The sequence below is a fragment of the Streptomyces xanthochromogenes genome (assembly GCF_014650455.1).
Lineage (GTDB): Bacteria > Actinomycetota > Actinomycetes > Streptomycetales > Streptomycetaceae > Streptomyces > Streptomyces xanthochromogenes.
This window is the reverse complement of the sequence record NZ_BMUZ01000001.1, coordinates 282,398-307,686: the sequence shown is the minus strand read 5'-3', so window position 1 is coordinate 307,686 and position 25,289 is coordinate 282,398. Positions and strand designations below refer to the sequence as shown.

At 66.6% G+C, this 25,289-nt stretch carries 19 protein-coding genes; 14 read left to right on the top strand and 5 right to left on the bottom strand.

Features of this window, described 5'->3' with window-relative positions; all coding sequences use genetic code 11:
* Window positions 1-692: 692 nt before the first annotated feature.
* The 8 genes from IE267_RS01345 (at window position 693) to IE267_RS01310 (ending at window position 14,360) form a co-directional block, all read left to right on the top strand.
* A complete protein-coding gene (locus IE267_RS01345; protein ID WP_189761913.1) occupies window positions 693-3,128 on the top strand; it encodes a type I restriction-modification system subunit M in 2,436 nt (811 codons plus the stop codon).
* The gene (locus IE267_RS01340) at window positions 3,125-4,294 is read left to right on the top strand and encodes a restriction endonuclease subunit S (RefSeq protein ID WP_189761912.1); all 1,170 of its coding nucleotides are present in this window, start codon (window positions 3,125-3,127) and stop codon (window positions 4,292-4,294) included. The genes IE267_RS01345 and IE267_RS01340 overlap by 4 nt, the downstream gene beginning before the upstream one ends.
* A complete protein-coding gene (locus tag IE267_RS01335; RefSeq protein WP_189761911.1) occupies window positions 4,291-7,383 on the top strand; it encodes a type I restriction endonuclease subunit R in 3,093 nt (1,030 codons plus the stop codon). Before IE267_RS01340 ends, IE267_RS01335 begins: the two co-directional genes overlap by 4 nt.
* The gene (locus tag IE267_RS01330) at window positions 7,370-8,092 is read left to right on the top strand and encodes a M48 family metallopeptidase (protein ID WP_189761910.1); all 723 of its coding nucleotides are present in this window, start codon (window positions 7,370-7,372) and stop codon (window positions 8,090-8,092) included. Before IE267_RS01335 ends, IE267_RS01330 begins: the two co-directional genes overlap by 14 nt.
* 196 nt (window positions 8,093-8,288) lie before the next feature.
* A complete protein-coding gene (locus tag IE267_RS01325; protein WP_189761909.1) occupies window positions 8,289-9,815 on the top strand; it encodes an ATP-dependent nuclease in 1,527 nt (508 codons plus the stop codon).
* Between the two features lie 20 nt (window positions 9,816-9,835).
* Window positions 9,836-10,684: an HNH endonuclease gene (locus IE267_RS01320; RefSeq protein WP_189761908.1), complete on the top strand. Its 849-nt coding sequence runs from the start codon at window positions 9,836-9,838 to the stop codon at window positions 10,682-10,684.
* Window positions 10,685-11,141: 457 nt separating this feature from the next.
* Entirely contained in the window at window positions 11,142-12,242 is a 1,101-nt protein-coding gene (locus IE267_RS01315; protein WP_229860553.1) for a tyrosine-type recombinase/integrase, read from the top strand.
* A gap of 657 nt (window positions 12,243-12,899) precedes the next feature.
* On the top strand, window positions 12,900-14,360 hold the full coding sequence (locus tag IE267_RS01310) for a cation:proton antiporter (RefSeq protein WP_189761907.1): 1,461 nt from the start codon (window positions 12,900-12,902) through the stop codon (window positions 14,358-14,360).
* A 176-nt stretch (window positions 14,361-14,536) separates the two neighbouring features.
* Here the strand turns inward: IE267_RS01310 and IE267_RS01305 are convergent, their stop codons facing one another.
* The 4 genes from IE267_RS01305 to IE267_RS01290 form a co-directional block, all read right to left on the bottom strand.
* Complete coding sequence (locus IE267_RS01305) at window positions 14,537-15,139, bottom strand: anthranilate synthase component II (RefSeq protein WP_189762140.1); 603 nt, start codon at window positions 15,137-15,139, stop codon at window positions 14,537-14,539.
* Between the two features lie 41 nt (window positions 15,140-15,180).
* Window positions 15,181-16,710 carry an anthranilate synthase component I family protein gene (locus IE267_RS01300; RefSeq protein ID WP_189761906.1) on the bottom strand — a complete coding sequence of 510 codons (1,530 nt, stop codon included), beginning with the start codon at window positions 16,708-16,710 and terminating at the stop codon, window positions 15,181-15,183.
* Window positions 16,711-17,076: 366 nt separating this feature from the next.
* Entirely contained in the window at window positions 17,077-17,250 is a 174-nt protein-coding gene (locus IE267_RS01295) for a hypothetical protein (protein ID WP_167157253.1), read from the bottom strand.
* A 170-nt stretch (window positions 17,251-17,420) separates the two neighbouring features.
* On the bottom strand, window positions 17,421-18,656 hold the full coding sequence (locus IE267_RS01290; RefSeq protein ID WP_189761905.1) for a serpin family protein: 1,236 nt from the start codon (window positions 18,654-18,656) through the stop codon (window positions 17,421-17,423).
* A gap of 197 nt (window positions 18,657-18,853) precedes the next feature.
* On the opposite strand from IE267_RS01290, the gene IE267_RS01285 reads away from it, so the two are divergent.
* From IE267_RS01285 to IE267_RS01260, 6 genes are all read left to right on the top strand, one after another.
* Entirely contained in the window at window positions 18,854-19,981 is a 1,128-nt protein-coding gene (locus tag IE267_RS01285; RefSeq protein ID WP_189761904.1) for a DUF4190 domain-containing protein, read from the top strand.
* Between the two features lie 156 nt (window positions 19,982-20,137).
* The gene (locus IE267_RS01280; RefSeq protein ID WP_161251915.1) at window positions 20,138-20,890 is read left to right on the top strand and encodes a GntR family transcriptional regulator; all 753 of its coding nucleotides are present in this window, start codon (window positions 20,138-20,140) and stop codon (window positions 20,888-20,890) included.
* Window positions 20,891-21,110: 220 nt separating this feature from the next.
* Window positions 21,111-21,293 carry an SPOR domain-containing protein gene (locus tag IE267_RS01275; protein ID WP_161251913.1) on the top strand — a complete coding sequence of 61 codons (183 nt, stop codon included), beginning with the start codon at window positions 21,111-21,113 and terminating at the stop codon, window positions 21,291-21,293.
* A 78-nt stretch (window positions 21,294-21,371) separates the two neighbouring features.
* Window positions 21,372-21,773: a (deoxy)nucleoside triphosphate pyrophosphohydrolase gene (locus IE267_RS01270; RefSeq protein WP_189761903.1), complete on the top strand. Its 402-nt coding sequence runs from the start codon at window positions 21,372-21,374 to the stop codon at window positions 21,771-21,773.
* 93 nt (window positions 21,774-21,866) lie between these two features.
* Complete coding sequence (locus tag IE267_RS01265; protein ID WP_161246807.1) at window positions 21,867-22,271, top strand: ATP-binding protein; 405 nt, start codon at window positions 21,867-21,869, stop codon at window positions 22,269-22,271.
* Window positions 22,272-22,437: 166 nt separating this feature from the next.
* Window positions 22,438-24,996, top strand: a complete 2,559-nt coding sequence (locus IE267_RS01260) for a SpoIIE family protein phosphatase (RefSeq protein WP_189761902.1) — start codon at window positions 22,438-22,440, stop codon at window positions 24,994-24,996.
* Window positions 24,997-25,030: 34 nt separating this feature from the next.
* Here the strand turns inward: IE267_RS01260 and IE267_RS40060 are convergent, their stop codons facing one another.
* Window positions 25,031-25,198, bottom strand: coding sequence for a hypothetical protein (locus IE267_RS40060; protein WP_167156478.1), 168 nt, complete (start codon window positions 25,196-25,198; stop codon window positions 25,031-25,033).
* Window positions 25,199-25,289 lie beyond the last annotated feature (91 nt).

Here is a 25,289-nt window from a genome sequence, read left to right as displayed (position 1 = left end):
ATCCTCCGCTGTCAGGGTTCGTCCCTGGGAGGATGCCGTCGTGGAAAGCAGAGAAGAGCCAGCCTCACCCTCGCTGGTCGTTCACGATGGATTCCCAGGCCGAGATCGAAGAGTTGTGCGGGCGCGGTTACCGCTCGGGTCGGTTAGATCGCCCCAAGGGCTTCGATCTGACCGAGACCGCAGCACGACTGTGGGTCAGCGAAGCCGAGGTCGGCGCAGACGAAAGCGAGGGCCTGGCTAGCGCCGAACGCGCTAGGAGTTGGCTACGCCGCGGCGGGAGAACCGCCCCCCCTGGCCCAGCCGGGCCGTCGCCTGCACTGCGATCTTCGGCTTCATCGAGGGCTGTCACAACTTGTACCGACTGTCCAGCAGTCTTGGATAGCTCAGTCCCGCTGACTACGAAGCCGCAATAGCAGCCTGACCTCCCCGCTCTTGGTGCCCGTGAAAGCGCCTCGTCCAACTCATTGCGTAGGACATCGGACTAGGCCCTTGAGCGTCGCACCCTAACGGCATCCTGTGTCGGCCCTCAGCGCTATCGTTGGGGCACTTAGCTTGGGCTTTGCCATCAGTGGCACTGCTGTTACGCACTGGCATACGAAGGATGGGCGCCGAAGGATGGACAGGTCACGCGTACACCTCACCGTGGGATCGCGGTCAGGGTCTGGGCTCGGCGCTGGCAAGGGGGCGTACTAGTGGCCCTCAAGAAGTCGGACCTGTACCGCTCCCTGTGGCGGAGCTGCGACGAGCTGCGCGGCGGCATGGATGCCAGCCAGTACAAGGACTACATCCTGACGCTGCTGTTCGTGAAGTATGTGACGGACAAGGCCAAGTCTGATCCGAACTCCTTGATCGACGTCCCCGCCGGCGGATCCTTCGATGACATGGCCGCCCTCAAGGGTGATAAGGAGATCGGCGACAAAATCAACAAGATCATCGGTCAGCTCGCCGAGGCCAACGGACTTGAGAAGGTCATCGATCTGGCCGACTTCAACGACGAGGAGAAGCTCGGCAAGGACAAGGAGATGCAGGATCGCCTCTCCAAGCTTGTGACGATCTTCGCTGATCTCGACTTCCGAGGTAGCCGCGCTGAGGGTGACGACCTGCTTGGCGACGCCTACGAGTACCTGATGCGGCACTTTGCAACGGATTCGGGCAAGTCGAAGGGGCAGTTTTACACCCCGGCCGAGGTCTCGCGAGTGCTCGCCAAGATCGTCGGTATGGGAGTGGGCACCCGGCAGGACCACACGGTCTACGACCCGACGTGCGGGTCCGGCTCGTTGCTCCTCAAGGTCGCTGGTGAGGCCCCACGTGGCCTCACCATCTACGGTCAGGAGAAGGACAACGCCACCTGGGCGCTGGCCCAGATGAACATGATCCTGCACGGCTACGAGGACCGTGACATCCGCAAGGGTGACACGATTTCCAGCCCACAGTTCACCCAGGGCGCACGGCTACAGACCTTCGACTTCGCCGTCGCCAATCCGCCGTTCTCGATCAAGTCGTGGAACAACGGCCTGGAGAACGACTATGGTCGCTTCGAGTTCGGTCGGCCGCCGGAGAAGAACGGCGACTACGCCTTCCTCCTGCACATCCTCAAGTCCCTCAAGAGCAAGGGCAAGGCCGCAGTCATCTTGCCGCACGGTGTACTGTTCCGCGGTCACGCTGAGGCCAACATTCGCAAGGAACTGCTGCGCCGTGGCTACATCAAGGGCATCATCGGCCTGCCCGCGAATCTCTTCTACGGCACAGGCATTCCGGCCTGCATCATCGTTCTCGACAAGGAGAATGCCCAGGCGCGAACTGGCATCTTCATGATCGACGCTTCCAAGGGTTTCATGAAGGACGGCAACAAGAACCGTCTCCGGAGCCAGGACATCCACAAGATCGTCGACGTCTTCAACAGGCAGATCGCGATCGAGCGCTACTCGCGTATGGTGCCGCTCCACGAGATCGCCGTCCCGAAGAACGACTACAACCTCAACATCCCGCGGTACATCGACTCCTCCGAGCCGGAAGACATCCAGGATCTTCATGCCCACCTTCACGGCGGGATCCCGGACCACGACCTGGACGCACTCAACGGATACTGGGAGGCGTTCCCGAGCCTTCGTGCCACGCTCTTCAAGCCGAACCGCCCCGGCTACAGCGACCTTGCTGTCGGCGTGGCTGAGGTACAACAGGCCATCCTGGATTCCGACGAGTTCCAGAAGTTCGCTATGGACATCCGCGGTCAGGTTGAAGACTGGTTCGCCGCGCACCGGCCGGTCCTGCAAGCGCTCAACCCGGACACTGTCCCCAAGGACCTGATCGCTGGTATCAGTGACGATCTGCTGGCCCGGTTCAAGAACACCCCTCTGCTCGACGAATACGACGTCTACGAGCAGCTCATGACTTATTGGCACGGCGTCATGCACGACGACGTCTTCCTAGTCATGAGCGACGGGTGGTGTGAGGCGGCGAAGCCCCGTAAGACCATCGAGGACAAGGAGCGCAAGCTCTCTGAGACCCCGGACCTCGTCATTGGCTCGGGGCGCAGCGCCACCAAGTACAAGATGGACCTCATCCCGCCGGCGCTCATCGTCGCTCGTTACTTCGCGGACGAGCACGCCAAGGTCGACGTACTGCACGCGGCAGCCGAAGCAGCAAGCCGTGCTGTCGAGGAGTACATCGAGGAGCACGCCGTAGAAGATGGCCTACTTGCTGAGGCGACGGACGATGGCAAGATCTCCAAGCCGCTTGCTGCGACGCGGCTCAAGGTGGCCCGGCATGAGGGAGCTGACGCGGGGGAGATTAAGGCGCTGCAGCACCTGATCAAGCTGTACAACGAAGAGGCTGTCGCCAAGAAGGCCGCCAAGGAAGCCCAGGCCGCCCTCGATCTCGCGACCCTCAAGAAATACGGCGACCTCACCAAGCCTGAGATCAAGCAGCTTGTGCTTGACGACAAGTGGCGAGCGACGCTCACAAGCCGCGTGGCGTCTGAGGCTGAGTCGCTCACGCGAGCACTCGTCTCACGGATCCAGCAGCTCGGCGAACGCTACGCTGAGACAGTTGGCAGCCTCGACATCGCTCTCAAGATGCTTGACGCAAAGGTCGCTGGCTGCCTCGCCAACATGGGGGTCGAGTCATGACCGCTGGTGGGAACGCTCGAGCTCAGAGTCTGCCTTGGAACCTGGTAGCTCTCGATGACGTTGCTGCCCGGGGCAGCGGACACACGCCGAATAAAAAGCGTGAAGACTATTGGAACGGTAGTATCCCTTGGGTTTCACTCAAGGACACTTTTAGGCTGGACCAGGGTCTAGTGTCAAAAACAACTGAGACCATCACACGTATGGGATTGGCCAACTCGTCAGCAGTGGTCCATCCTATGGGATCAGTTATCCTCCTGCGGGATGCTGGAATCGGGAAGAGTGCCGTCCTCGGGGCTGATATGGCCGTCAGTCAGCACTTTATGGCTTGGAGCTGCGGCCCCCGTCTCGATAACTGGTATCTTTACTACTATCTCCAGTATGTGAAGCCTGAGTTGGAGCGAATCTCCAACGGAAGTACAATCAAAACCATCGGACTTGAATACTTTCGGCAGCTTGAGATTCCACTGCCGGCGACTGAAGAGCAGCACCTGATCGCCGAGGCGCTTCGCGGCATCGATGATCTAATTGTCACGCTGGAGCGGATGCGTGCCAAGAAGCGGGAGATCAAGCAAGGCGTGATGCAGCAGCTTCTCACCGGTCGCACGCGCCTACCTGGTTTCGCGGAGCCCTGGGAGCTGAAGCGGATCGGCGACCTGCTGGCGTACGAGCAGCCTGGTCGCTATCTGGTGTCGAGCACGGAGTATAGCGACGTAGGCACGCCGGTTCTGACGGCCGGTAAGACATTTATTCTTGGCCGCACAACAGAAAGGTGCGGCATTTACAACGCGGTGCCAGTAATTATCTTCGACGACTTCACGACAGCATCAAAGCTTGTCACTTTTCCTTTCAAAGCGAAGTCGTCGGCAATGAAGATCTTGAGTGCTCGCTCGGGCGTGAATCTTCGCTTTGCGTATGAACGGATGCAGTTGATCGATTACAGTGTTGTCGATCACAAGCGACGATGGATCGCAGAGTATAGCAAGATTGAGGTCGAGGTTCCTGACGATGTCGAGCAACGCGCAATCGCTTCGGTTCTCGACGACGTGGACGCGGAAGTCAATAAACTGGAGGCTCGACTCGCCAAGGTCCGCGCTGTTAAGACTGGCCTGATGCAACAACTCCTGACTGGCCGCACTCGCCTCCCTACCAAGGTGAGTGCAGGATGAGTAACGTCGGTCAGCCGGAGCGCAAGACTCAAGACCGCGTCGTCAAGCTGTTCCGAGATTCGTTGGGCTACGAGTACCTCGGCAACTGGGAACACCGTGCGGCAAACTCCAACGTCGATGTCGAGCTGCTCACGCGAAACCTCCGTGCCCGGAGCTACAGCGACAACCTCATCAACAAGGCGATCGATAAGCTGAAGAGCGACGTATCGCTCGGTGGTGGCCGCGATCTATACGAGGCGAACCGAGATGTCTACGGTCTGCTCCGGTACGGGGTGAAGGTCAAGCCCGGTGTCGGCGAGCGGACGGAGACGGTATGGCTCGTCGACTGGGCGTGCCCCGAAGCCAATCACTTCGCCCTGGCGGAGGAAGTGACGGTGCTGGGGCAGCACACGAAGCGCCCGGACATCGTGCTCTACGTCAACGGCATTGCCTTCGGGACAATTGAGCTCAAGCGCTCGAAGGTCGCCGTCTCTGAGGGAATTCGGCAGAGCATCGGGAACCAGCGTCCCGAGTTCATCCGTTCGTTCTTCACGACGGTGCAGCTCGTCATGGCCGGCAATGACGTGGAGGGGCTGCGTTACAGCGCTATCGACACGCCGGAGAAGTACTGGCTTGCATGGCGTGAACCGTCCGACATCGCCGATCACCTCGATCGTTCCTTGACCCAGCTCTGCTCGAAGGAGCGCCTGCTCGAGCTGGTTCACGACTTCATGGTTTTCGACGCAGGACAGAAGAAGACGTGTCGGCACAACCAGTACTTCGGCGTCCAGGCTGCTCAGGAACGGATTGCCAAGCGCGAGGGCGGCATCATCTGGCATACCCAGGGCTCCGGCAAGTCGTTGACGATGGTGTGGCTGGCTAAGTGGATCCGGGAGTCTCAAGTTGGCACAAACCCAAGGGTCTTGGTGATCACTGACCGGACCGAGCTGGATGATCAGATTCAGAAGGTCTTCCAGGGAGCCAAAGAGCCCATCTACCGAACCAGGAGCAGCGCTGATCTCCTCGCCGCCTTGAACGCGAGCGATGAGTGGCTGATGTGCTCGCTGGTTCACAAGTTCCGTGGCTCGGAAGACGGGGCCGCCCGTGATGAAGCTGAGAGTGAGTTCATTCGTGAGCTCACCGCGACCGTCCCCAAGGACTTCCAGGCCAAAGGCAACCTCTTCGTCTTCGTGGACGAAGCCCACCGTACGCAGTCGGGCAAGATGCACGACGCCATGAAGGCGCTCATGCCGGGGGCCATGTTCATCGGCTTCACCGGCACACCTCTTCTCAAAGAGGACAAGGACACCACTGTCCAACGGTTCGGCACCTTCATTCATACCTACAAGTTCAACGAGGGCGTTGCCGATGGCGTCGTGCTCGACCTGCGGTACGAGGCGCGCAACATTGACCAGGATTTGACCTCGCCGGCGAAGGTCGACCAGTGGTTTGAAGCTAAGACCCGTGGCATGACCGACCTCTCCCGCGCAGAGCTCAAGAAGCGCTGGGGCACCGTGCAGAAGGTCGCCAGCTCGGAACCGCGGGCCCGGCAGATAGTCAACGACGTCCTGTTCGACATGGAGACCAAGCCGCGGCTGATGGATGGTCGAGGCAATGCGATGCTTGTCAGCCAGAGCATCTACCAGGCGTGTAAGTTCTACGAGCTGTTCATTCAGGCCGGGTTCAAGGGCAAGTGCGCCATTATCACCTCGTACGCACCGCAGGCAGGTGACATCGCTAAGGAAGACTCAGGCCACGGTGCGACCGAGCGACTGCGTCAGTACGAGATCTACCGGCAGATGCTCGCAGATCACTTCGACGAGCCTGCGGATCAGGCGATGGGCAAGGTCGAGCAGTTCGAAAGGGACGTTAAGGAGCGTTTCATCAATGACCCAGCCCAGATGCGGCTGCTCATCGTTGTCGACAAGCTCTTGACTGGCTTCGACGCTCCGAGTGCGACGTACCTGTACATCGACAAGAAGATGCAGGACCACGGTCTTTTTCAGGCGATCTGCCGGGTCAACCGCCTCGATGGCGAGGACAAGGACTACGGCTACATCGTCGACTACCGCGACCTGTTCAACTCCCTTGAGTCCGCGATTACGGACTACACCGTCGGCGCTCTCGAAGGCTACGAGTCGAAGGACATCGAAGGGCTGCTGTCAGACCGGATCGACAGAGCCCGTGACGACCTCGATGAGGCTCTGGAGAAGGTTCGGGCGCTCTGCGAGCCGGTCGAACCACCAATGAACACCCTCCAGTACCAGCAATACTTCTGTGCCCGGGAGCAGGGCAACGCCGAGCAGCTCAAGGCCAACGAACCCAAGCGGGTTGAGCTTTACAAGTCCGTGGCGGCCGTGACTCGCGCGTACGGCAACCTGGCCAACGAAATGCACGCCGCTGGGTACAGCGACGCCGAAGCCGCAGCGATCAAGGAAGAGATCGCCCACTACGCCAACGTGCGTGAAGAGGTGAAGCTCGGTGCTGGCGAGAATGTTGACTTCAAGCAGTACGAGGCCGGCATGCGGCACTTGCTGGACACGTACATCAACGCTAGCCCCTCGGAGGTGGTCTCTGACTTCCAGGAAGCCGGGCTGGTCCAGTTGATCGTCGAAATGGGGGCTGGTGCGCTCGACAAGCTTCCCGCGGGTATCAAGAAGGATCCGGAAGCGGTGGCGGAAACGATCACCAATAATATGCGGGCTGTGATCATCGACGAGCGCCCGATGAACCCCAAGTACTACGACAAGATGTCTGAGCTGCTCGACGCCATACTCGAGGAACGACGACAGAGCGCTCTGGACTACAAGGAATATCTCGCGAAGCTCCTGGAGCATGCATCTAAACTTGGCAAGGGCGAGTCTGATACCCAGTACCCGGATTGGGCTGACAATGGTGGCCGCCGTGCTCTGATTGATTTCTTCGCTCCGTCACCGGACCTGGCCGTGCTTGTGGACACCACCATCCTCCATACCAAGCCCGATTCGTGGGTGGGCAACACCATGAAGGAAAAGAAGGTCAGGCGCGCGCTCGCTCAGGCACTGACCGCCGACTTCGACCGGCTTGATGAGCTGCTGGAATTGCTGAAGGCGCGCCATGAGTACCGCTAGTGCCTCTCTCACTGTCCGTGGCATCGATGTTGAAATCATCTATAAGGACATCAAGAATCTGCACATTGGTGTCTATCCACCCCTGGGGCGCGTCCGTGTAGCAGCGCCGCACCAGCTAGACGATCAGCAGGTGCGACTCGCTGTAATCCAACGCCTGTCGTGGATCAAGGAGCAACGAGAGCAGTTTCAATCTGCCGACCGGCAGTCCACACGAGAGATGGTCACAGGCGAGTCCCACTATGTGTGGGGCGTTCGTCGCAGGATGAAGGTCGTGGAGCGTCCCGGGCGGGCTCACTTCGAATTGGACGGTGAACGGCTGCTGCTGTACGTCCCGGTCGGCACAACAGCTGAACGGCGGCGGCACTTGCTGGACCGCTGGTATCGTGAGCAGCTTCGACATATGCTCCCGGATGTGATTGCCAAGTGGGAAGCCGTCCTCGAAGTGTCGGTGCCACGGTGGAATATCAAGCGGATGAAGACCAAGTGGGGCTCGTGTAATCGTGAGACCGGGCGCATCTGGTTCAACGTTGAGCTTGCGAAGAAGCCTCCAGGCTGCCTCGAGTACATCGTTGTCCACGAGATGACGCACTACTTGGAACGCAACCACGATGAGCGCTTCACCAAGCTCATGGAGAGGTTCATGCCGAACTGGCGAAGCCTTCGTGACCAGCTGAATGACGCCCCGCTTGCAGAGGAAGAGTGGGCTTAAGGGCGGTAGGAGGAGCCCCGTCGCATGACGTACCTGGGCAAACAGGTCACTGCACGGTCGGCAGCGTGAGCCGCCAGACGGGCCCACGGCCTTGCGTCGAAGGCGTCGTGATCGTCCTGTCAGAGCGAGGCGATAGGGTCCAAACTTAGTTCGAACGTAGTGCGGGTGTCCGCCACAGAACCGGAGGCTCGACCGGGTGAAGTTCATTATCCTGCCCCAAGACACGCCGGTGCTCCCAGGCCCCGAGGCTGTGGTCCTAGTAGCCGATGACTGGGATGACTTCGGCTTCCGCACCGGCTACACGCTTTGGTACAGAGACTCGCAGACGCAGACGAACCTGGGTTTCGTCAAGGTCGCCGTCGCTGGGCAGGAAGACGGTCCCAGCCCCATCCGTGCTGGGGTCTACGATGGTTCGCCACCGGGTGAACTCTTCTCGCTCGGGCAGAGTGATCGCTACTACGACAACATCAAGAAGCTTGGACACGAAAGGCGCGAAGTAATCCTTCGCGGGCTCTCTGACGTGGCCTACAACCCTGACCTTCTGGACCGCGCGGTGCAGTACCCAGTGGCACGATCATCACTGCTGCGGACGATCCAAGAACAGACGGTCAGGACCCAGTTCAATCGGATTGCACGCGGCGGAGTCCGGCTGACCGAGTACCGGTTCCGCTACGTCGCACCGGGAAACAGGACTGAGAGCCTTCTCGACTTCGAGGTCAATCCTGACTCCACGCCGTCCAGCAACATTCACGTTCTCATCGGTCGCAATGGAGTTGGCAAGACGACCCTGCTGCGGAATCTTGCCGCTGCAGTCGTTTGGCCCGAGAGGCACGCGGAATTCGGCCTCGTGGATGTGCTCCCAACCTCCACGTCCGCAACTGGCGAGCCGTTCGTGAACGTGGTCTCGGTCACCTTCAGTGCCTTCGATCCCTTCGTCGAAGTGGTCGAGGAGAGTGATCCCCAGGCAGTGAAGTACACCTATGTTGGCCTCCAAGGCACCTCGCTCGATGATCTGCCCACCGGAACCCAGAAGCAAAGACTGCAAGCGGACTTCAACGCTGGAATCCATGCCGTCATCAACTCGCGGGACCTCATGCGCTGGCGCGAGGCCATGATGTTGTTGAGCCGTGACCCTCAGTTTGCGAACTCCGCCATCGCGGCCTACGCCCGCGACATACGAGCCGGCATGAGAGTTACGGAATCCCACGTACGGGACCTGACTTCTGCCTTCGGGCGGATGAGCTCAGGTCACGCGATCGTGACGCTGACCATGACACAGCTCGTGCATCTCGTGGCTGAGCAGTCCCTAGTCCTAGTGGATGAGCCCGAAGCCCATCTGCATCCGCCGCTGCTGGCTTCCTTCATGCAGGCGCTGTCTAACCTGTTGTCCGCGCGCAACGGGGTGGCTGTAGTTGCTACACACTCGCCCGTCGTACTCCAGACGGTGCCCCAGTCCAGCGTCTACAAGCTCATACGCCAGGGCGAGAGCAGCCGCTCCGAGCGCCCGCTGATTGAGACGTACGGAGAGAACGTGGGCGTGCTGACCCATGAGGTGTTTGGGCTGGAGGTGATGGAGTCCGGCTTCTATGCCGAAATCGGCAAAGCTGTGGCGGCGCTGGACACATATGAAGAGATTGTTGCCTACTTCGACGGCAAGCTCGGCGGAGAGGCAAAGGGGTTGGTCCGGGTTCTTCTTGCGGAGAAGACGGACGGTCCCCTTTGATGTGGCCCCTGAAGGTTCCCATGCGAAAGGCCAGTGACAGCTACCAGGCATGTGTCGCTGGTACCAAGGCAGAAGAGCGGCGCGAGCGGCTGCTTAATGCGGCAGATACTGTTCAGAGGGCTGGCCAGACGCTTCGTGAGGCTGTTGCTGCGAGGAATCTGCATGAACTTGACCCGAAGTGCTTCAAGGTTCCCGAGATCGCCGACGGCGCCTTCGTAGATTGGGCCTACGAGAACGGCATGCAGACCGTCGGGGGGCGGGTCATACGTGACGAGTTGATGGCCGCTCCGCCCAACGAACGGTGCCCCTTGTGCAGGCAGGGCACCGTTCGTCAACTTGACCACTTTATGCCGAAGAGTCATTTCCCCGTGCTGTGTGTCGATCCGCTCAACCTTGTCCCCGTCTGCGAGCGATGCAATTTGATCAAGGGGAACAGGCGGCCGGACAGCGCCGAGAACACGCTCCTGCATCCATATCTCGATCGGATCTCCCAAGAAGGCTGGTTGGATGCGCGATCGGTCCACGATTCGGGCACGGTGCGGCTCCGCTTCTTTGTCAGCCCGCCGGCATTCTGGGATGCCACGCTCATCGCGCGAGTCAAGAACCACTTCAGGCTCTTCGAGCTGGGGAAGCGCTACGCCATCGAGGCCAATCGCGCGATCTCCGATGTGACATATAGCGTCGAGAGGCAGCGTAAGCGCGGTGGCGCACGCATGGTCCGGGCCTACTTGGAGGATGAGGCGGAAAGCCGGTGCGCCGTAGACCTTAACAGCTGTGAAGGCATCACGTACCGGACACTGGCAGCCGACGACCTCTATTGCAAAGGCCCCACAGGGCAAGACAGTCGCGGCTCGGTGGGCTCCCTGTAACCAACCAGGTTGGGTGTAGCGACCCAGACTTTCGTCGATCCAGGTTGGTGTCGGGCGGCTGGAGCCTTCTGACTCGTACACCCCGCCACTCCGCAGGCCGCGGTGCCCCCGGCGTCGAGGAGACCGTCGAGACCAGCAAGGCCGTTGGTCCGCCCTGGATCGAAGGGTCACGTTCGCTGAAACGAGCGGATTAGTGACAAGCCTCTTGTCCCGTGGTGCGGCGCTGGCGACGATCTCATGTGCTGGGTCCGGCTGCAGATCGGGGGCTTGGGTGGCGAGCGTCTTCCAGCGGTGCAAGCGGGATATCCGCGATCGGAACTACCCCTGCATGCGCCCAAGATGCGGTCACGCGTGGACCGTGCGGTATCGGGAGCCAGGCGGCAGGAGTGGGCGGCAGCGGGAGAAGTCGTTTCTGCGGAGGATCGGCCTCGACGGTGCGGACGCCTTCGCCGCTGGTGTGGAGAAGGACAAGAAGGCTCATGTCTTTGTGGATCCGGCGCGCGGTGCCATGGCGTTGTCGATCTGGGCTGAGGATTGGCTTGAGCGACGAGTCATCGGTGAAGGGACCCGTCGCAACTACGATGGGTTCATCCGCAACCATCTCGTGCCGCGCCTCGGCTGTAGGTCCCTGGCTGGGCTGACGCGGCGGGACTTTGAGAGGTTCGTCAAGGACATCTACCGAGGCGGTGCGGGGCTGGCTGCAGCGACTGTCAATGACCGCATGGTGATGGTGGCCGCCATCATGGAGGCGGCCGTCGCCGACAAGCGCGTCACGGATAACCCTGCCCGGGGCATCCGTATTTCCCGTAGGGAGGCTGTGGCGGTGGACGAGGACGAAGTCCCGACGTCGGCCGACGTGCATCTGATTGCTGCGCACATCGCGCCACATTTCCGCCTCACCGTCTACCTTCAGTCCGGCACAGGCCAGCGTCCTAGCGAAGCCCTGGCCTTCTCCACCGAGTGCAGGCGGCCTGGCTACGTCAGGATTCGATGGCAGGTCAGTGCCAAGGCGCACCGTGAGGACTGCCCGAGACCCTTCGCGCCGCTCAAGCATCGGCTGGAGAAGGAGTGCCGAGACGTCCCAACCGCCCTGTTCGTTGAGCAGGAGATCGACGCGCACCTCCTGAAGTGGAAGCCGGTGCCCCTCGTCTTCACTGGGCAGAAGGGGAAACAGATTCGGCTCGAGACCTTCTTTGCTCCACGTCAGCCTGGCGCTGGCGTGATGCCGTCCATCGCGTCCTACGGCTACCAGTTCAAAAAGGCGTGCCTCTCGGCCGGCCTTGTCGATCTGGACGGCAATGCCAAGTACACGCCCCGGAGCCTGCGGCACTTCTTCGCCTCCACTGCTCTGGCTAACGGTGTGCCGATCCATGAGGTCTCGCGCTGGCTCGGGCACCGTTCGGTCAAGACGACGGTCGACATCTATGGGCATCTGCTGCCCAGCGCGTGGGACCGTTGCCGGGAGGTACTGCAGCGCGCCATGCGGCCCGCGCCCCCGGATGCGGCGTCCCTGCCGTCGGAGGAGGCGAACTGGAGAGCTGACGCTCCAGCTGCGTAGGCGTACGAGGGCGGCCTGGCCGGCGTGGTGTTGGGATCGAGCACCCGTGCTGGGATGGTGCTGGGATGCCCCCTTCGAAACCCGCGTTTTTGCAGGTGGGAGCTCTGTACTACGGATTCCGCTTCAACGTGTAGCGGCCGGCGTATTACCACGTCACTGATCTGGCAAACGTCCAGGTCAGAAGGGGTCCGACTCTTCGGGGTCGGGCCCTTCGTTTTTCCCGTGCTGGGACGGTGCTGGGATGGCTGACCCCTCGTCACCTGTCACCGCCCCTGCTCATCCCTGCCGTGCTGAGATCGTGCTGGGACGGGATGGGCCGCCCGTGCTGGGATTTGTGCGAGCGGGGGACGCTGGCTGAGTTGAGGACCCGGGCCCCCGAGCCCCCGTGCGGCCGCGTACTGCCACAGTCCGTCCGTCGACTTGGACATGTGCGTTCCGTTCCATATGGGCGGAATCGAGGGGGAGCCGGCACCCACGCCCGTCCTGTTCGGGCCCGTGGCAAGGGAGTTCACGGCAGTCGGTGCCCAGAAGGAGGCGGCCGGCGGAGATTCGGGGCCGTGGGCTGCGCAGGCTCGACGCGGTGGCCGGCGGAGACACTGCCCGAGGCAGGCGAACGCCTCGCTCCGCAGCACCGGGCCCACGACGGGGGACCACGTCATGGAAACGCTCAGCTTCCTCGGGGACACCCCGCGCGTCGGCCACGTCCTGGTGGCGCTCGCCGTCATCCTGCTGCTCGCCCTGGCGGGGCGGGCCCTCGCCCGGGCGCTGCGCCAGCCCGCGGTCATCGGGGAGATAGTGGTCGGGCTGCTCTCCGGGCCTGCCGTGATCGCCCTGTTCGGCCGTGGCACCCTGAACGCCCTCCTGCCGGGCCCCGTGTTCGACGGCGTGAAGCTCATCGCGCAGGCCGGCCTCGTGCTCTTCCTGGTCGGTCTCGCCCACAGGCTGGGCCCTGTCCGCGAGTTGGGTGCCGCCCACGGGCCGGGCCTCGCCCACAGGCTGGGGGCGGAAGCCGGGGGCGGGCCGCGGCGCGGCGGCACCCGCTGGGTGGTGGTCGGGGCCCTGGGGGTGCCGCTCGTCACCGGGCTGCTCCTGTCCGGTCTGGTGCTGCTCACCGATGACCGCGCGGCGCGCGGCAGCGCCCCGCTGCCGGCGTTCCTCCTCATGGTCGCGGTGTCGATGTCCATCACCGCCGTGCCTGTCATGGCGCGGATTCTGGCCGACCGCGGCATGACGCGCTCGCGGGCCGGGCAGACCGCGCTGGGCGCGGCCGTCGTCATCGACGGGGTCGGCTGGCTGCTCCTGACCCTCGCCATCGGCCTCGGCAGGGGGAGTCTCCAAGGCCTGCTGCACTCGGTGCGGGCGCTCGGGTGCGGCGTGCTGTGCGCACTCGCCGTCCGCTACGGGCTGCGCACCCGGGCCGCCAAGGCCGTCTGCGTACGGCTGCCGCGCACCGCGGCGGTGCTCCTCGGCGCGGTGGCCGTCGTCGTCGCGATCGCCATGGACCGCCTCGGCATGACGGCGATCCTCGGTGCCGCCCTGGTCGGCTTCTCGGTCCCGGGAGGTGAGGGCGCGCCCTCCCGGAGCGCGCCCTGGGAGGGCGCGGTGGCCTCCGTCTCGCGGGCCGGTGCGGTCCTTGCGCCCGCCTTCTTCGTGGTCACCGGGATCACCGTGCTCACCGGCTCGCTCGCCGACACCTCCTGGCAGCTGATCGCCGCGGCCCTCGTACTCGGCTGCCTCGGCAAGGGCCTCGGGGGCTATCTGGGGGCGCGCCGCGGCGGCCACGGCCGGGCGACCGCCCGCCGGGTCGCCGTCCTCATGAACACCCGTGGTCTCACCGAACTCGTTGTCCTGCAGGCCGGGTTGAGCGCGGGAATCCTGACCGGGCCCCTCGCCCTCGCGCTGATCGTCATGGCGCTGACCACGACGGCCATGACGGGGCCGCTGCTCACGCTCCTCGACCGGGGCGAGCGCCACGCCGCCGAAGGGCGCGGCCCCGCGAACCCCCGCAACGGCCCCGGCCCCCGGCACCCCCGTTCGCACCTGAGCGGCGCTCGTCCCCAGATTTCCCCGGACCTCCCCCGGCAAGCAAGGGCCGGGGAGACCCCCATGACCGGCTGACGACGATCGCGCGGCCCATACCGATCGCGCGGCCCATATCGATCGCGCGGCCCATATTGACCGGCCCGACCGGCCCGACCGGCTGAAGATGCCCGATGCGGGCCCGCGCCAGGGACTTCGGGGACGGCGTCCTCGCCGGGCCGTACGCGGATCGGGCCCACGCCCGCCGGACGGGATCAGGTCCGTACGAGGCCGGTCCCGGAACGCCAACGTGCGGCCGAAACAAGGAAGTTGTCCAGCATGGCGAGACCGCCCGTGGTCGTGATGGACTCGGGGTGGAACTGCACGCCCTCGACGGGCAGCGTGCGGTGGCGCAGGCCCATCAGATAGCCGTGGTCAACGGCGACGGCCGTCGGGACCAGGTCTTCGGGCAGCGGCTCCGCCACGATCAGCGAGTGGTAGCGGGTCACCTCCAGGGTGTGGCCGAGCCCCTCGAAGAGGCCGGCCCCGTCGTGCCGGACCGTGCTGGTCCGCCCGTGCATCACCTGCTCCGCGACCTCGATCCGGCCGCCGTGCGCGAGCGCGATCGCCTGGTGGCCCAGGCACACCCCGAGCAGCGGTACCCGCCCCGCGAACCGGTGCACGAGCTCCACGTGGCCGGACTGCGCCGGATGGCCGGGCCCGGGCCCGAGCACCACCGCGTCGGGCTCGCGGGCGGCCAGCCCGTCGGGCGAGAGCGTCAGGGACCGCACGACCTCCGTGCGCGCCCCGAGGGTGCGCAGATACTGGTCGATGATGTGCACGAAGCTGTCGTACGCGTCGATCAGCAGCACCTTCATGCCGACCCCGTCCTCCGCCGCGCCGCGCGCTCCGGCTTCCCTCATGACGACAGCTCCTCACCGGTGAGCGCCCAGTAGGCGGCGCCCATCTTGGCCAGCGTCTCGCGCCACTCCGACTCGGGCTCCGACTGGGCCACCATGCCCGCCGAGCTCTGCGTGGAGTACGTCTCGCCGTCGTACTCCACGGTCCGGATGGTCAGCGCCAGTTCGGTCCAGCCGCGTACGTCGACGAGGCCCACCGCGCCCGCGTAACTGCCGCGCCGCTCCTGCTCAAGGGCGTCGATGATCTCCATGGCGCGCACCTTCGGGGCGCCCGTCATGGTGCCGGCCGGGAAGGTGGCGCGCAGCGCCCGCCAGGTGTCGACGCCCGGCTCCAGGCGACCGGTGACCGTCGACACGAGATGGAACACGTGCGAGTACGTCTCCACTGCCATCAGCCGGTCCACCGGCTGGGTGCTGGGCCGCGTCACCCGCCCTATGTCGTTGCGGCACAGGTCGACCAGCATGATGTGCTCGGCCTGCTCCTTGGTGCTCTCGCGCATCTCCTTGACGCGGCGTGCGTTCTCCTCCGGGTCCGCACAGCGGCGGGCGGTGCCCGCGATGGGGCGCATCGTGATCTCGTCGCCCTCGATCCGGTAGAACAGCTCGGGGCTGGCCCCGATGAGGGTGCGTCCGGCGCGCGGCATCAGGTACATGTACGGCGAGGGGTTGCGGGCACGCAGCCTCCGGTAGACGTCGACGGGCGTCAACTCCGTTCGTACGTCGATGCGGTGGCCGATCTGGATCTGGTAGATGTCGCCGACCCGGATGTGTTCCAGGCAGCGCTCGGCCCAGCCGAGGAAGGTTTCGCGGCTCACACTGTCGCGCACGGAGAGCGGCGCGGGCGCCTGCGGCACGGCGGCGCGGTCACCGTCGTTCCGCGCGCCCCACACGGATCCCGCGTCCGGCGCGAATCCCGCGCCCGCTGCGGGATCGGCGCGCCTCGGCCGGTCGGCGAACGCGGCGCTCCGCGCGGCAAGTTGACGCACCGAACCGTCGGCCAGGTCGTACCAGACGGTGTCGCGGAAGAGCGTGAGCGTGATGTCGGGGCCGCCCGCCTCCTTGGTGCGCCGGGGCAGCGACTCCATGTGCCAGGCCGACTCGTACGCGAACGTCGTCAGGAACCCGAACGCGTACGCCGTCGCCGGGACATCCGACGTCACCTCGAACAGCGTCCCCGCCGCGGAAAGCAGCTCCCACATCCGGTCCGCCGAGCCGAAGGCGAGCCGGTGTGTCCCGGCCGCCACCGTGTGGTCCGCCATCCCGGCTGCCACGGCCCGCCCGGCCAGTGCCTCGGCGATCCGCGCGGCCCCGTCGATCTCCAGATAGCCGTCGTGCACCCGGATCTCGGCGAGCCGCCCGAAGCCGACGACGGCCCAGCGGCGGTCCTGGTCCGCGCCGTCCACGCTCTCGAAGAGGAATACGTCATCGGCGTCCAGGATTTCCCGCAGCCGTACGTACAGGTCGAGGGGGTCGTGGTGCGGCAGCGCCGTATCGGTGACGCGCACACCGATGGTGCCGGATTCCGGCATGGTGAACTCCCATGTGGGCAGGGATGGTTGGCCCTTTCCGCCGATACGGATCACTCGGCCGGGATCAGCAAATCAGCGGGCCCGCCGTCGATGCCAGACCAATTGGCCGCGGCCCCCGCGGACCACTGCGGATTCGACACCGACGTGAGCCGAAACTCTTCCGGCCACGGGGCACCCGGTGCCGCGCGTACGAATCCGGGCGCATCCGGTGCCGTACCCACGGAAAGGTCGCACCCGGTGCCGCGCGCACGAACCCTGGCGCATCCGGTGCCGTACGCACGAATCCCGACGCACCCGGTGTCGCACGCACGGAAGCGGCGCACCCGGTGCCGCAGGTGCGCCGCTTCCGTCTGGGAGCGCGTCGCGTCAGGCGTCGTAGTCCATGTCGAACTTGTCCTGCTGCTCCTGCGCGGCGTCCCGGCCCTTGTCCTGGGCCTGCTGCGCGCGCTCCGACGCCTCGTCGCGCTTGTCGCCCATGGCGTCCTTGGCCTTGTCCTGCAGGTCGCGCGCCTTGTCCTGGAACTGGTCCTTGATGCCCATCTGGGTTCACTCCTACTGGGGTGTGAGGGGGCGGGGAGCCGGGGCTGTTCCCTCGGCTCCTCCGGGCCTCGACCAGCGTGGCACGGGGGGACACACATCGCATTTCAAGCGATTACGGACGGTATGGATGCGTCCGGGAAAGGGGTCTGACCAGGGATTCTTCGGCCTGGTCAGGAAGAGGATCGAGGTCCGTGACCGCCCTGCCACTCGGACTCGTCCCACGGCGGAAGCGGGACGGGCTCGGCGACCCAGCCCGCGGTGAGGACCAGGCGCGAGGTGCGGTGCACGGCGAGGAAGCCGAAGGGGCGGTCGAAGGTCGCCTCGACTCTGCGCACCGAGTAGCGCGGGCGGGGCGGGAGGCCGACTGCCGCCACCTCAAGGGCGGTCACCGACCCCGCGCGGAAGCCCAGTTCGGTGAAGGTGGCCGTGGCTGCCTGGCGCGCCGAGCCGAGGGCGAGCGGGTCCGGGCTGATGCCGTCGAAGTGGCGGGTGCGGGAGTCCGTCGCCGTCTCCAGACCGAACAGCCGAGCCGAGGTCAGCAGGTCGTGCTCGGCCCGGAGGTCGAACGGCGTTGCGGTCACGTCCAGTTCGGGATCGCGCGATGTGCTGCGGACGTTGCCGACCGTCAGGCCGGGCCCCGCCGCACCGTCCGGCAGCCGGTCGCCGGGCACGGCAGGGCAGCGCCCCGCCAGGACGTCCAGGCCACTCGTCAATACTTGACTGGCCGTCAAGTCTCTTTCGCCCAGCAGTAGATGAACGTCGACGCCGGTATCGCCGAGCACCTTCAGGACGGTCAGCGGGCCGTGGCCGGTGTGGGCCACGGCGACCCGGTCGAGCAGGGCGGTGCGGCGATGCAGGGCGACCAGTTCGCGACCGGCCCAGGGGCCGGACTCCGGCTGGGCAGCGCCTTCCTGGAACGGCCGCAGCCATCGCGTCCGTACCGCCTGGGCCGCCGCGAGGACCAGCCGGGTCTCCCCGTTTGGTGTGACCGGCATGGACGTGATCAGCCCGTCCGTGTGCTGCGATGCCCAGGCGTCCAGGGCCTCGCGGTCCTGCGCGGGGTCGTCGGTGAGCACGCCATGGGTGCCCGGCGGCAGTTGGGCCGACCAGTCGGGCCGCAGCTCCAGCGTGCGCCTCGTCCACAGCCCGGCCGCCGTGTGCACGCCGGGCAGCGCGTGGACGTGGGACAGGAGCGCGCGGGCCCCGGCGGCCGCCTCCTCGGGGCGCAGGCCCACGGCGTCCGCCAGTTCGGCGCGCGCGGGGCCGTGCGCACCGGCCGCGAGGAGGGCCAGGAGCGGCCAGACCGCGACGGCCGAGAACACGGTGTTGTCCGTGCCCGTGTGCTCCCGCGCCCATCGTGTTGTCAGGGCGTTCGCCGCCGCGATAGCGGCACCCTTCGACGTCATCCCGCCCCCCGATCCCCTGTGTCCGCCCGCGTACGATGCGCATTCGCGCAACAGTTCGCCGCAGTTCGATGAGGAGCACCGTACCCGTGGAAATACCGCCGCCGCCCGCGCCCGGGCAGCCTCAGCAGCCGCAACCGGGGCAGGGGTACGGCTGGCCGGCGCCCCATCAGGCGCCCGGGGCATATCCGGGGCAGCCGATGACCGGCGGGCCCTGGTACCCGTATCCGCAGGTGCCCCAGCAGCCGCCCGTGAGCGGGCTCGCCATCGGCTCCCTCGTCACCGGCATCGTGTGCTGCATACCCCCGCTCGGTCTGGTCCTGGGTGTGTTCGCCCTCGGCCGGATCAAGAAGAAGGGGCTGCGCGGCAAGGGCATGGCCGTCGCCGGTGTGGTGCTCTCGACCATCAGCACCATCCTGCTCGTGGTCTCGATCGTGACGGGTGGACTCAGCAGCGGCTGGCGGGACTTCAAGGACGGCTGGAACGAAGGCGTCAGCCGTTCGCGCAACACCCTCGACCTGCGCAAGGGCGACTGCTTCGACGTGCCGGGCGGCAAGCTGGAGCGCGAGGTCGTCTCCGTGAAGATCGTGCCGTGCGCCGGCAAGCACGACGCCGAGGTGTCCGGCTCGTTCCGGCTGACCGGCACGGCCTACCCGGGCGAGAGCGCCATCTCCACCCAGGCCGACGAGCGTTGCTGGGGCATCGAGCAGGCGTACGCCATGGACCGGTGGAAGGTGCCTGCCGAGGCCGGGCCCTACTACTACACGCCGAGCCCGAAGAGCTGGGGCCTCGGCGACCACACGGTCACGTGTGCGTTCGCCTCGGAGAGCGTCAAGCTCGAAGGGTCGGTCCGCAACGATGCCTCGACACTCGACGCCGACCAGGTCGCGTTCCTGGACGCGGTCAACGGCGTCGACCGCGTGATGGCGAAGGCGCCCGACGCGGACCGGGTCGAGGACGACCTGCCCGCGTTCCAGAAGTGGGCGAGCCAGGTGTCCGGGACCATGGACGCGGAGGTCGAGGGGCTGACCGCGCACAGCTGGCCCGCCCGGCTGTCCCCGTCCGTGCGGGCGTACACCGACGGCATGAAGACCGCGCAGAAGGAGTGGCGGAAGGCGGCCTCCTCGCTGGACGCGGACTCCTTCTATCTGCACTCCGGGGCGGCGGACAAGGCGATGAAGCAGTCGGTGGAGATCTCCGCGCGCGATGCGCTCGGCCTCGCCACCACTCCGCCGTCCACCGACGACCGCTCCGGCGGCGGGTCAGGCGGCTCGGGTGGGTCCGGCAGCGTCGGCGGTTCCGGAAGCGATGGTTCCAAAAGCGTCTGAGAGGGTTCCGGGCCGGGCAGAACGTACCCGCTGTACCGCGGGTTCGCCCTGGGTAAAGGGGCTTCATCACTTCGAGTGAATGTTTGGCCTTTGCTTGCGGTCGCCAACCCACGGTTGCCACGCTGTTGCAGTCTGTCAACCTGATGGGAGTGGCCCGTGACATTCGGTGAGCAGCCGGCCTATTTGCGCGTAGCCAGCGATCTGAGGCAGAAGATCGTGAGTGGTTCGCTGCCGCCACACACCCGCCTTCCCTCGCAGGCCAGGATTCGTGAGGAGTACGGGGTTTCGGACACCGTCGCCCTGGAGGCGCGCAAGGTGCTGATGGCGGAGGGCCTGGTGGAGGGCCGGTCCGGCTCCGGCACCTATGTGCGCGAGCGCCCGGTGCCGCGCCGGGTCGCGCGTTCCGGCTACCGGCCCACGAAGGGCGCGAGCCCGTTCCGGCAGGAGCAGGCGGAGGAGGCCGCGCGCGGGACCTGGGAGTCGCGCAGCGAACAGGAGGAGGCGACCCCCGAGATCGCCAAGCGCCTCGGCATCGACACCGGCGACCGCGTGATGCGGACGCGGTACGTGTTCCGGGACGCGGGGGAACAGATGATGCTGTCCACCTCCTGGGAGCCGCTTGCGGTCACCGGCCGCAGCCCGGTGATGCTGCCGGAGGAGGGGCCGCTCGGCGGGTGCGGGGTGGTCGAGCGGATGGCCGCGATCGACATCGTGGTGGACAACGTGGTCGAGGAGGTCGGCGCGCGCCCGGGGCTTGCGGAGGAGCTCCTGGCGCTCGGCGGCGTGCCGGGCCATGCCGTCCTCGTCATCGAGCGGACCTATTACGCCTCGGGCCTCGCCGTGGAGACGGCCGATGTGGTGGTGCCGGCCGACCGCTATCGCATCGCGTACCACCTGCCCGTGAAGTAACACGGCCGACGGCCGGAGCCGCCGGAGGACCCCGGCGGGACCAAGGGGGCGCACCCATCGGGTGCGCCCCCTCTCGTATCTGCGGCCGATGACCGAATTCGTATCTCTTTGTGCAAACACGTATCCGCTGAGTAAAGGTCAGGCGTAGGCTCGGGCATATGCGGATTGCGGTTTCCTGTGGATGCTTACTGACCTGCACGCCGATGCCGGGAGGGATGCGATGAACGACAGTGGTGCTGTGCTCGCCTGGCTGGTGATACGCCAGGACGACAACGGCAACCAGTACCGCGTCGGCAAGTACGCCACGCAGGCCGAGGCGCAGCGCATCGCGGACAGCCTCGACGACCGCGGGCACAAGCAGCTCTACTGGGTCGAGCGGATCGGCGCCCCCGCCCAGCAGTAGCGGCCGCGCAGCCCCTGAACAGCCTCCCCCGTCAAGCGCGATGGGGCCGTGCGACGGCCGCGCGTTACGCTCCGGCGCATGAACGAGACCGTCGTGGTGGCCGGAGCCGTGTACGACCGGGGGCGCCTGCTGGCCGCCCGCCGCAGCGCCCCGCCCGAGCTGGCCGGCCGCTGGGAACTGCCCGGCGGCAAGGTGGAGCAGGGCGAGAGCGCTCAGGAGGCCCTCGTGCGCGAACTCCGCGAGGAACTCGGCATCGAGACCGAACCGCTGGAAAGGATCGCGGGGGAGTGGCCGCTGCGGCCCGGCCTCGTGCTGCACGCCTGGACCGCGAAGCTGCTCTACGGCGAACCCCGCCCGCTCCAGGACCACGACGAACTGCGCTGGCTGGCCCCCGAGGAGGCCGACGCCGTCGACTGGCTGCCGCAGGACCGCCCGGCGGTCGCCGAAGCCATGCGAATCCTGCGGGCATTGCGCCGTTAGTGCCGCCATCCGCCCCAGTTGGGGATAGGGCGTACCAAATATCGGGTATGTGCCTATTAATCGTTTTCAAACCCCCCGAACCATCGGATGCGGGTGATCGGCGTGATCGACACCTCGGGCGAGTGCGCCGAGTGGACCTTCCCTGCTGAACCGGGGGCCGTACGGACCGCGAGGCACGCCGTCCGGGACGCCCTGCGCGGCTGGGAGCTCGACCACGGGACCGTGGACGTGGCGGTTCTCCTGGTCAGCGAGCTGGTGACCAACTCCCTGCGGTACGCCGAGGGGCCCATCGGCGTCCGGCTCGCACGGCTCGACGGCGCCACCCTGCTGGTGGAGGTGTCCGATCCCCTTCCGGATCCGCCCGTCGAACGCACCGCCGGAATCGACGACGAAGGGGGCCGGGGCATGCAGCTCGTGGCCTGTTCCGCCCGGCGCTGGGGGACCCGTCGTGGCAGAACGGGCAAGACCGTGTGGTTCGAGCTGCCTCTGCATGGTTAGAAGGAGGGAGGGACGGACGATCACAAGCCCGTAACGGGACCGGTCGACAACGGCTGGAAAAGAACGAGACCGGGATGTGATCGTGAACGCCGTGTCGGCTGGGGCCGTAGTGCTGAATACTGCGGTCAAGGCCGGTCCGGTGCGGTGAGCTGGAGGGGACGGTCGCGTGAGCGAGATACCTGAGACGGCTGGCGATGTCGTGTGGCAGAGCAGTCCGCCTGGCTCGATCTATGACTACATCCGCGTCGCCTCGTTCTCGATCGGGCCGGACGGACTGATCGAGCAGTGGAGCCTGCGGGCCGAGGAGCAGTTCGGCCTGGCCGCGGCCGCCGTGATCGGCCGCGATCCGGTCGACGCGTTCATGCCCCCCGAACTGCGTCCGCGCGGCCATCGTCGGGTCACGGAGATCCTGGACGGCAAGGAGTGGACGGGCGTCGTCCCGTTCCGCCTGCCCTCGCCGGACGGCGGCGAGCGCGCCCAGGGCCTGGCCGAGCTCTACGTCATGCCGAGCCGGACGGCCGCCGACGAACGCGCGGCCCTCTGTATCGTCGTGGACGTACGCGCTCTGCGCGGCATCGAGACCGACCTTGCCGCATCGCAGGCCATTTTTGGTCAATCTCCCTATGGCTTCCTGCTGTTCGGCACGGACCTCACGGTGCTGCGAGCCAACCGGCGGTTCGCCACCGTCTTCGGCGGCGACCCCGACGAGCACCGCGGGCACACCGTCCACGACTATCTCAGCCGCTCGGAGGCCGACCGGATGTCGGCCGCGCTGCAACGGGTCCTGGACACCGGGGAGTCCGTCACCGACCTCCAGATAGTCGGCGCGGCGCCCGGCGGCTCCGACCGCAGGCACTGGGCCATCAACCTCTACCGCGTGCACAGCGGCACCGGCCGCCCCATCGGCGTCGCCGGGCTCGGCATCGATGTGACCCGGCGTCACAACGCCGCCCGCGAGGCGGCCGACGCCCGCCGCAACCTCGCCCTCCTGAACGAGGCGGGCGCCCGCATGGGCAACTCCCTCGACCTGGAGACCACCGCCCGCGAACTCCTCGACATCACCGTCCCCGGCTTCTGCGACCTGGCCTCGGTCGACCTCTACCAGGCCCTGCTCGCCGGCGACGACCCCGCCGCCGGGTCCTCCGACGGGCGCGGCGAACTGCGCCGGGTCGCCTTCGCGAGCGCCGTCTCGGACGGGCCGCTGGCCGGTGGCGAGGGCGGCGAGGCGGACGAAGCGGAGGTGGGCGTGGGCGACGTCCACCGCTACCGGTTCCACTCCCCGTACGCGAGCGCCCTGCGCACCGCCCGCGTGCACACCGTGCGGGGCGCCGACGGCGGCCTGGTGCACACCACCCTCGCCGTGCCGATGGTGGCCCACGACACCGTCGTCGGCCTGGTGCAGTTCGCCCGCGCCAAGGGCAGTGAGCCGTTCGGCGAGCGCGACCGGGCGCTGGCCACCGAGCTCGCTTCGCGCGCCGCGGTCTGCATCGACAACGCCCGCCTCTACCGCAGGGAGCACGAGCGCGCGCTGATCCTCCAGCGCTCCCTGCTCCCGCCCGGCGACCCGGAGGCCGCCGGGCTCGACATCGCCTGCCGCTATCTGCCCGGCAGCGCCGAGTCCGAGGTCGGCGGCGACTGGTTCGACGTCATCGAACTGCCCGGGCACCGCACGGCCCTCGTCATCGGCGACGTGATGGGGCGCGGCCTGCGCGCCGCCGTCGCCATGGGTGAACTGCGCACCGCGGTGAGGACGTTGGCGCTGCTCGACCTCGAACCCGCCGAAGTCCTCTCGCACCTCGACGAGATCGCCCGGGGCCTCGGCGCCCCCGGCGGCAGCCAGCAGGCCTCCCGCGTCGCCCACAAGTCCCGCGACGCCGACCTCGGCGAGGTCTACCTGGCGACCTGTGTGTACGCGGTCTACGACCCGGTCACCCGCCGCTGTACGTTCGCCAACGCCGGGCACCTGCCGCCCGTCCTGGTCGAGCCGGGCGACGACCCGGGCGAGCCCGCGATGCTGCTCGACGTGCCGCCCGGGCTGCCGCTCGGCGTCGGTGGGGAGCCCTTCGAGGAGGTCGAGGTCGATCTGCCCGAGGGCGCCCTGCTCGCCCTCTACACCGACGGCCTCGTCGAGTCCCGCGACCACCCCCTCGACGAGGGCCTCAACGCCTTCCGCAAGACCCTCACCGACCCGGACCGCCCGCTGGAGGACGTCTGCGACCAGGTCCTCGGCTCGCTCGACACCCGGCACGGCGAGGACGACATCGCGCTCCTGCTCGCCCGCATCCAGGGCCTGCCGTCGGACGCGGTCGGCGACTGGCGGCTGCCGCGCGAGCCCCGCTCGGTGGGCCGGGCCCGGGAACTCGCCCGTACCCAGCTGCTCGCCTGGGACCTGGGCGACCTGGTCGACACGACCGAACTCCTGGTGAGCGAGCTCGTCACCAACGCGCTGCGCTACGGCGACGGCGAGATACGGCTCCGCCTGCTGCGCGACCGCACGCTGGTGTGCGAGGTGTGGGACGCGGGTCTGGTCCAGCCCCGGCGCCGACGCGCCCGCGACACGGACGAGGGCGGCCGGGGCCTCCAGCTCGTCGGCCTGCTCAGCGCCGCCTGGGGTGCCCGCCGCACCCCGCGCGGCAAGACGGTCTGGTTCGAACTGGCCCTGCCCGACGGGGATGCGCCCGCCGCAGCAGAGCTGACGGAGGAGCAGCTCCTCAGCATGTTCTAGCCCCGGGCCGCGGCATGTTCCGGCCCGGGCCGCCTCAGCGCGGCGGGGGCGGTGAGGGCGGCGGCGACTGGCCGTGGCCGGGTGTGGTGCGGGTGTGGGTCCGCCGCTTCCGCTTCAGGTAGGCGTACGCGGCCGATGCGCCCGCCACCACGACCACGGCCACCGGCAGCACCAGGTCGACGGTCGAAGCGGGCTGCATCACGCTTCGAGCGTATGGCCGAAACAGGCCCATGGCGACCGGAATGCATCCCTCTTGTACATCCTGCCGACGCGGAGCCCTCGCGCGGAGCGCG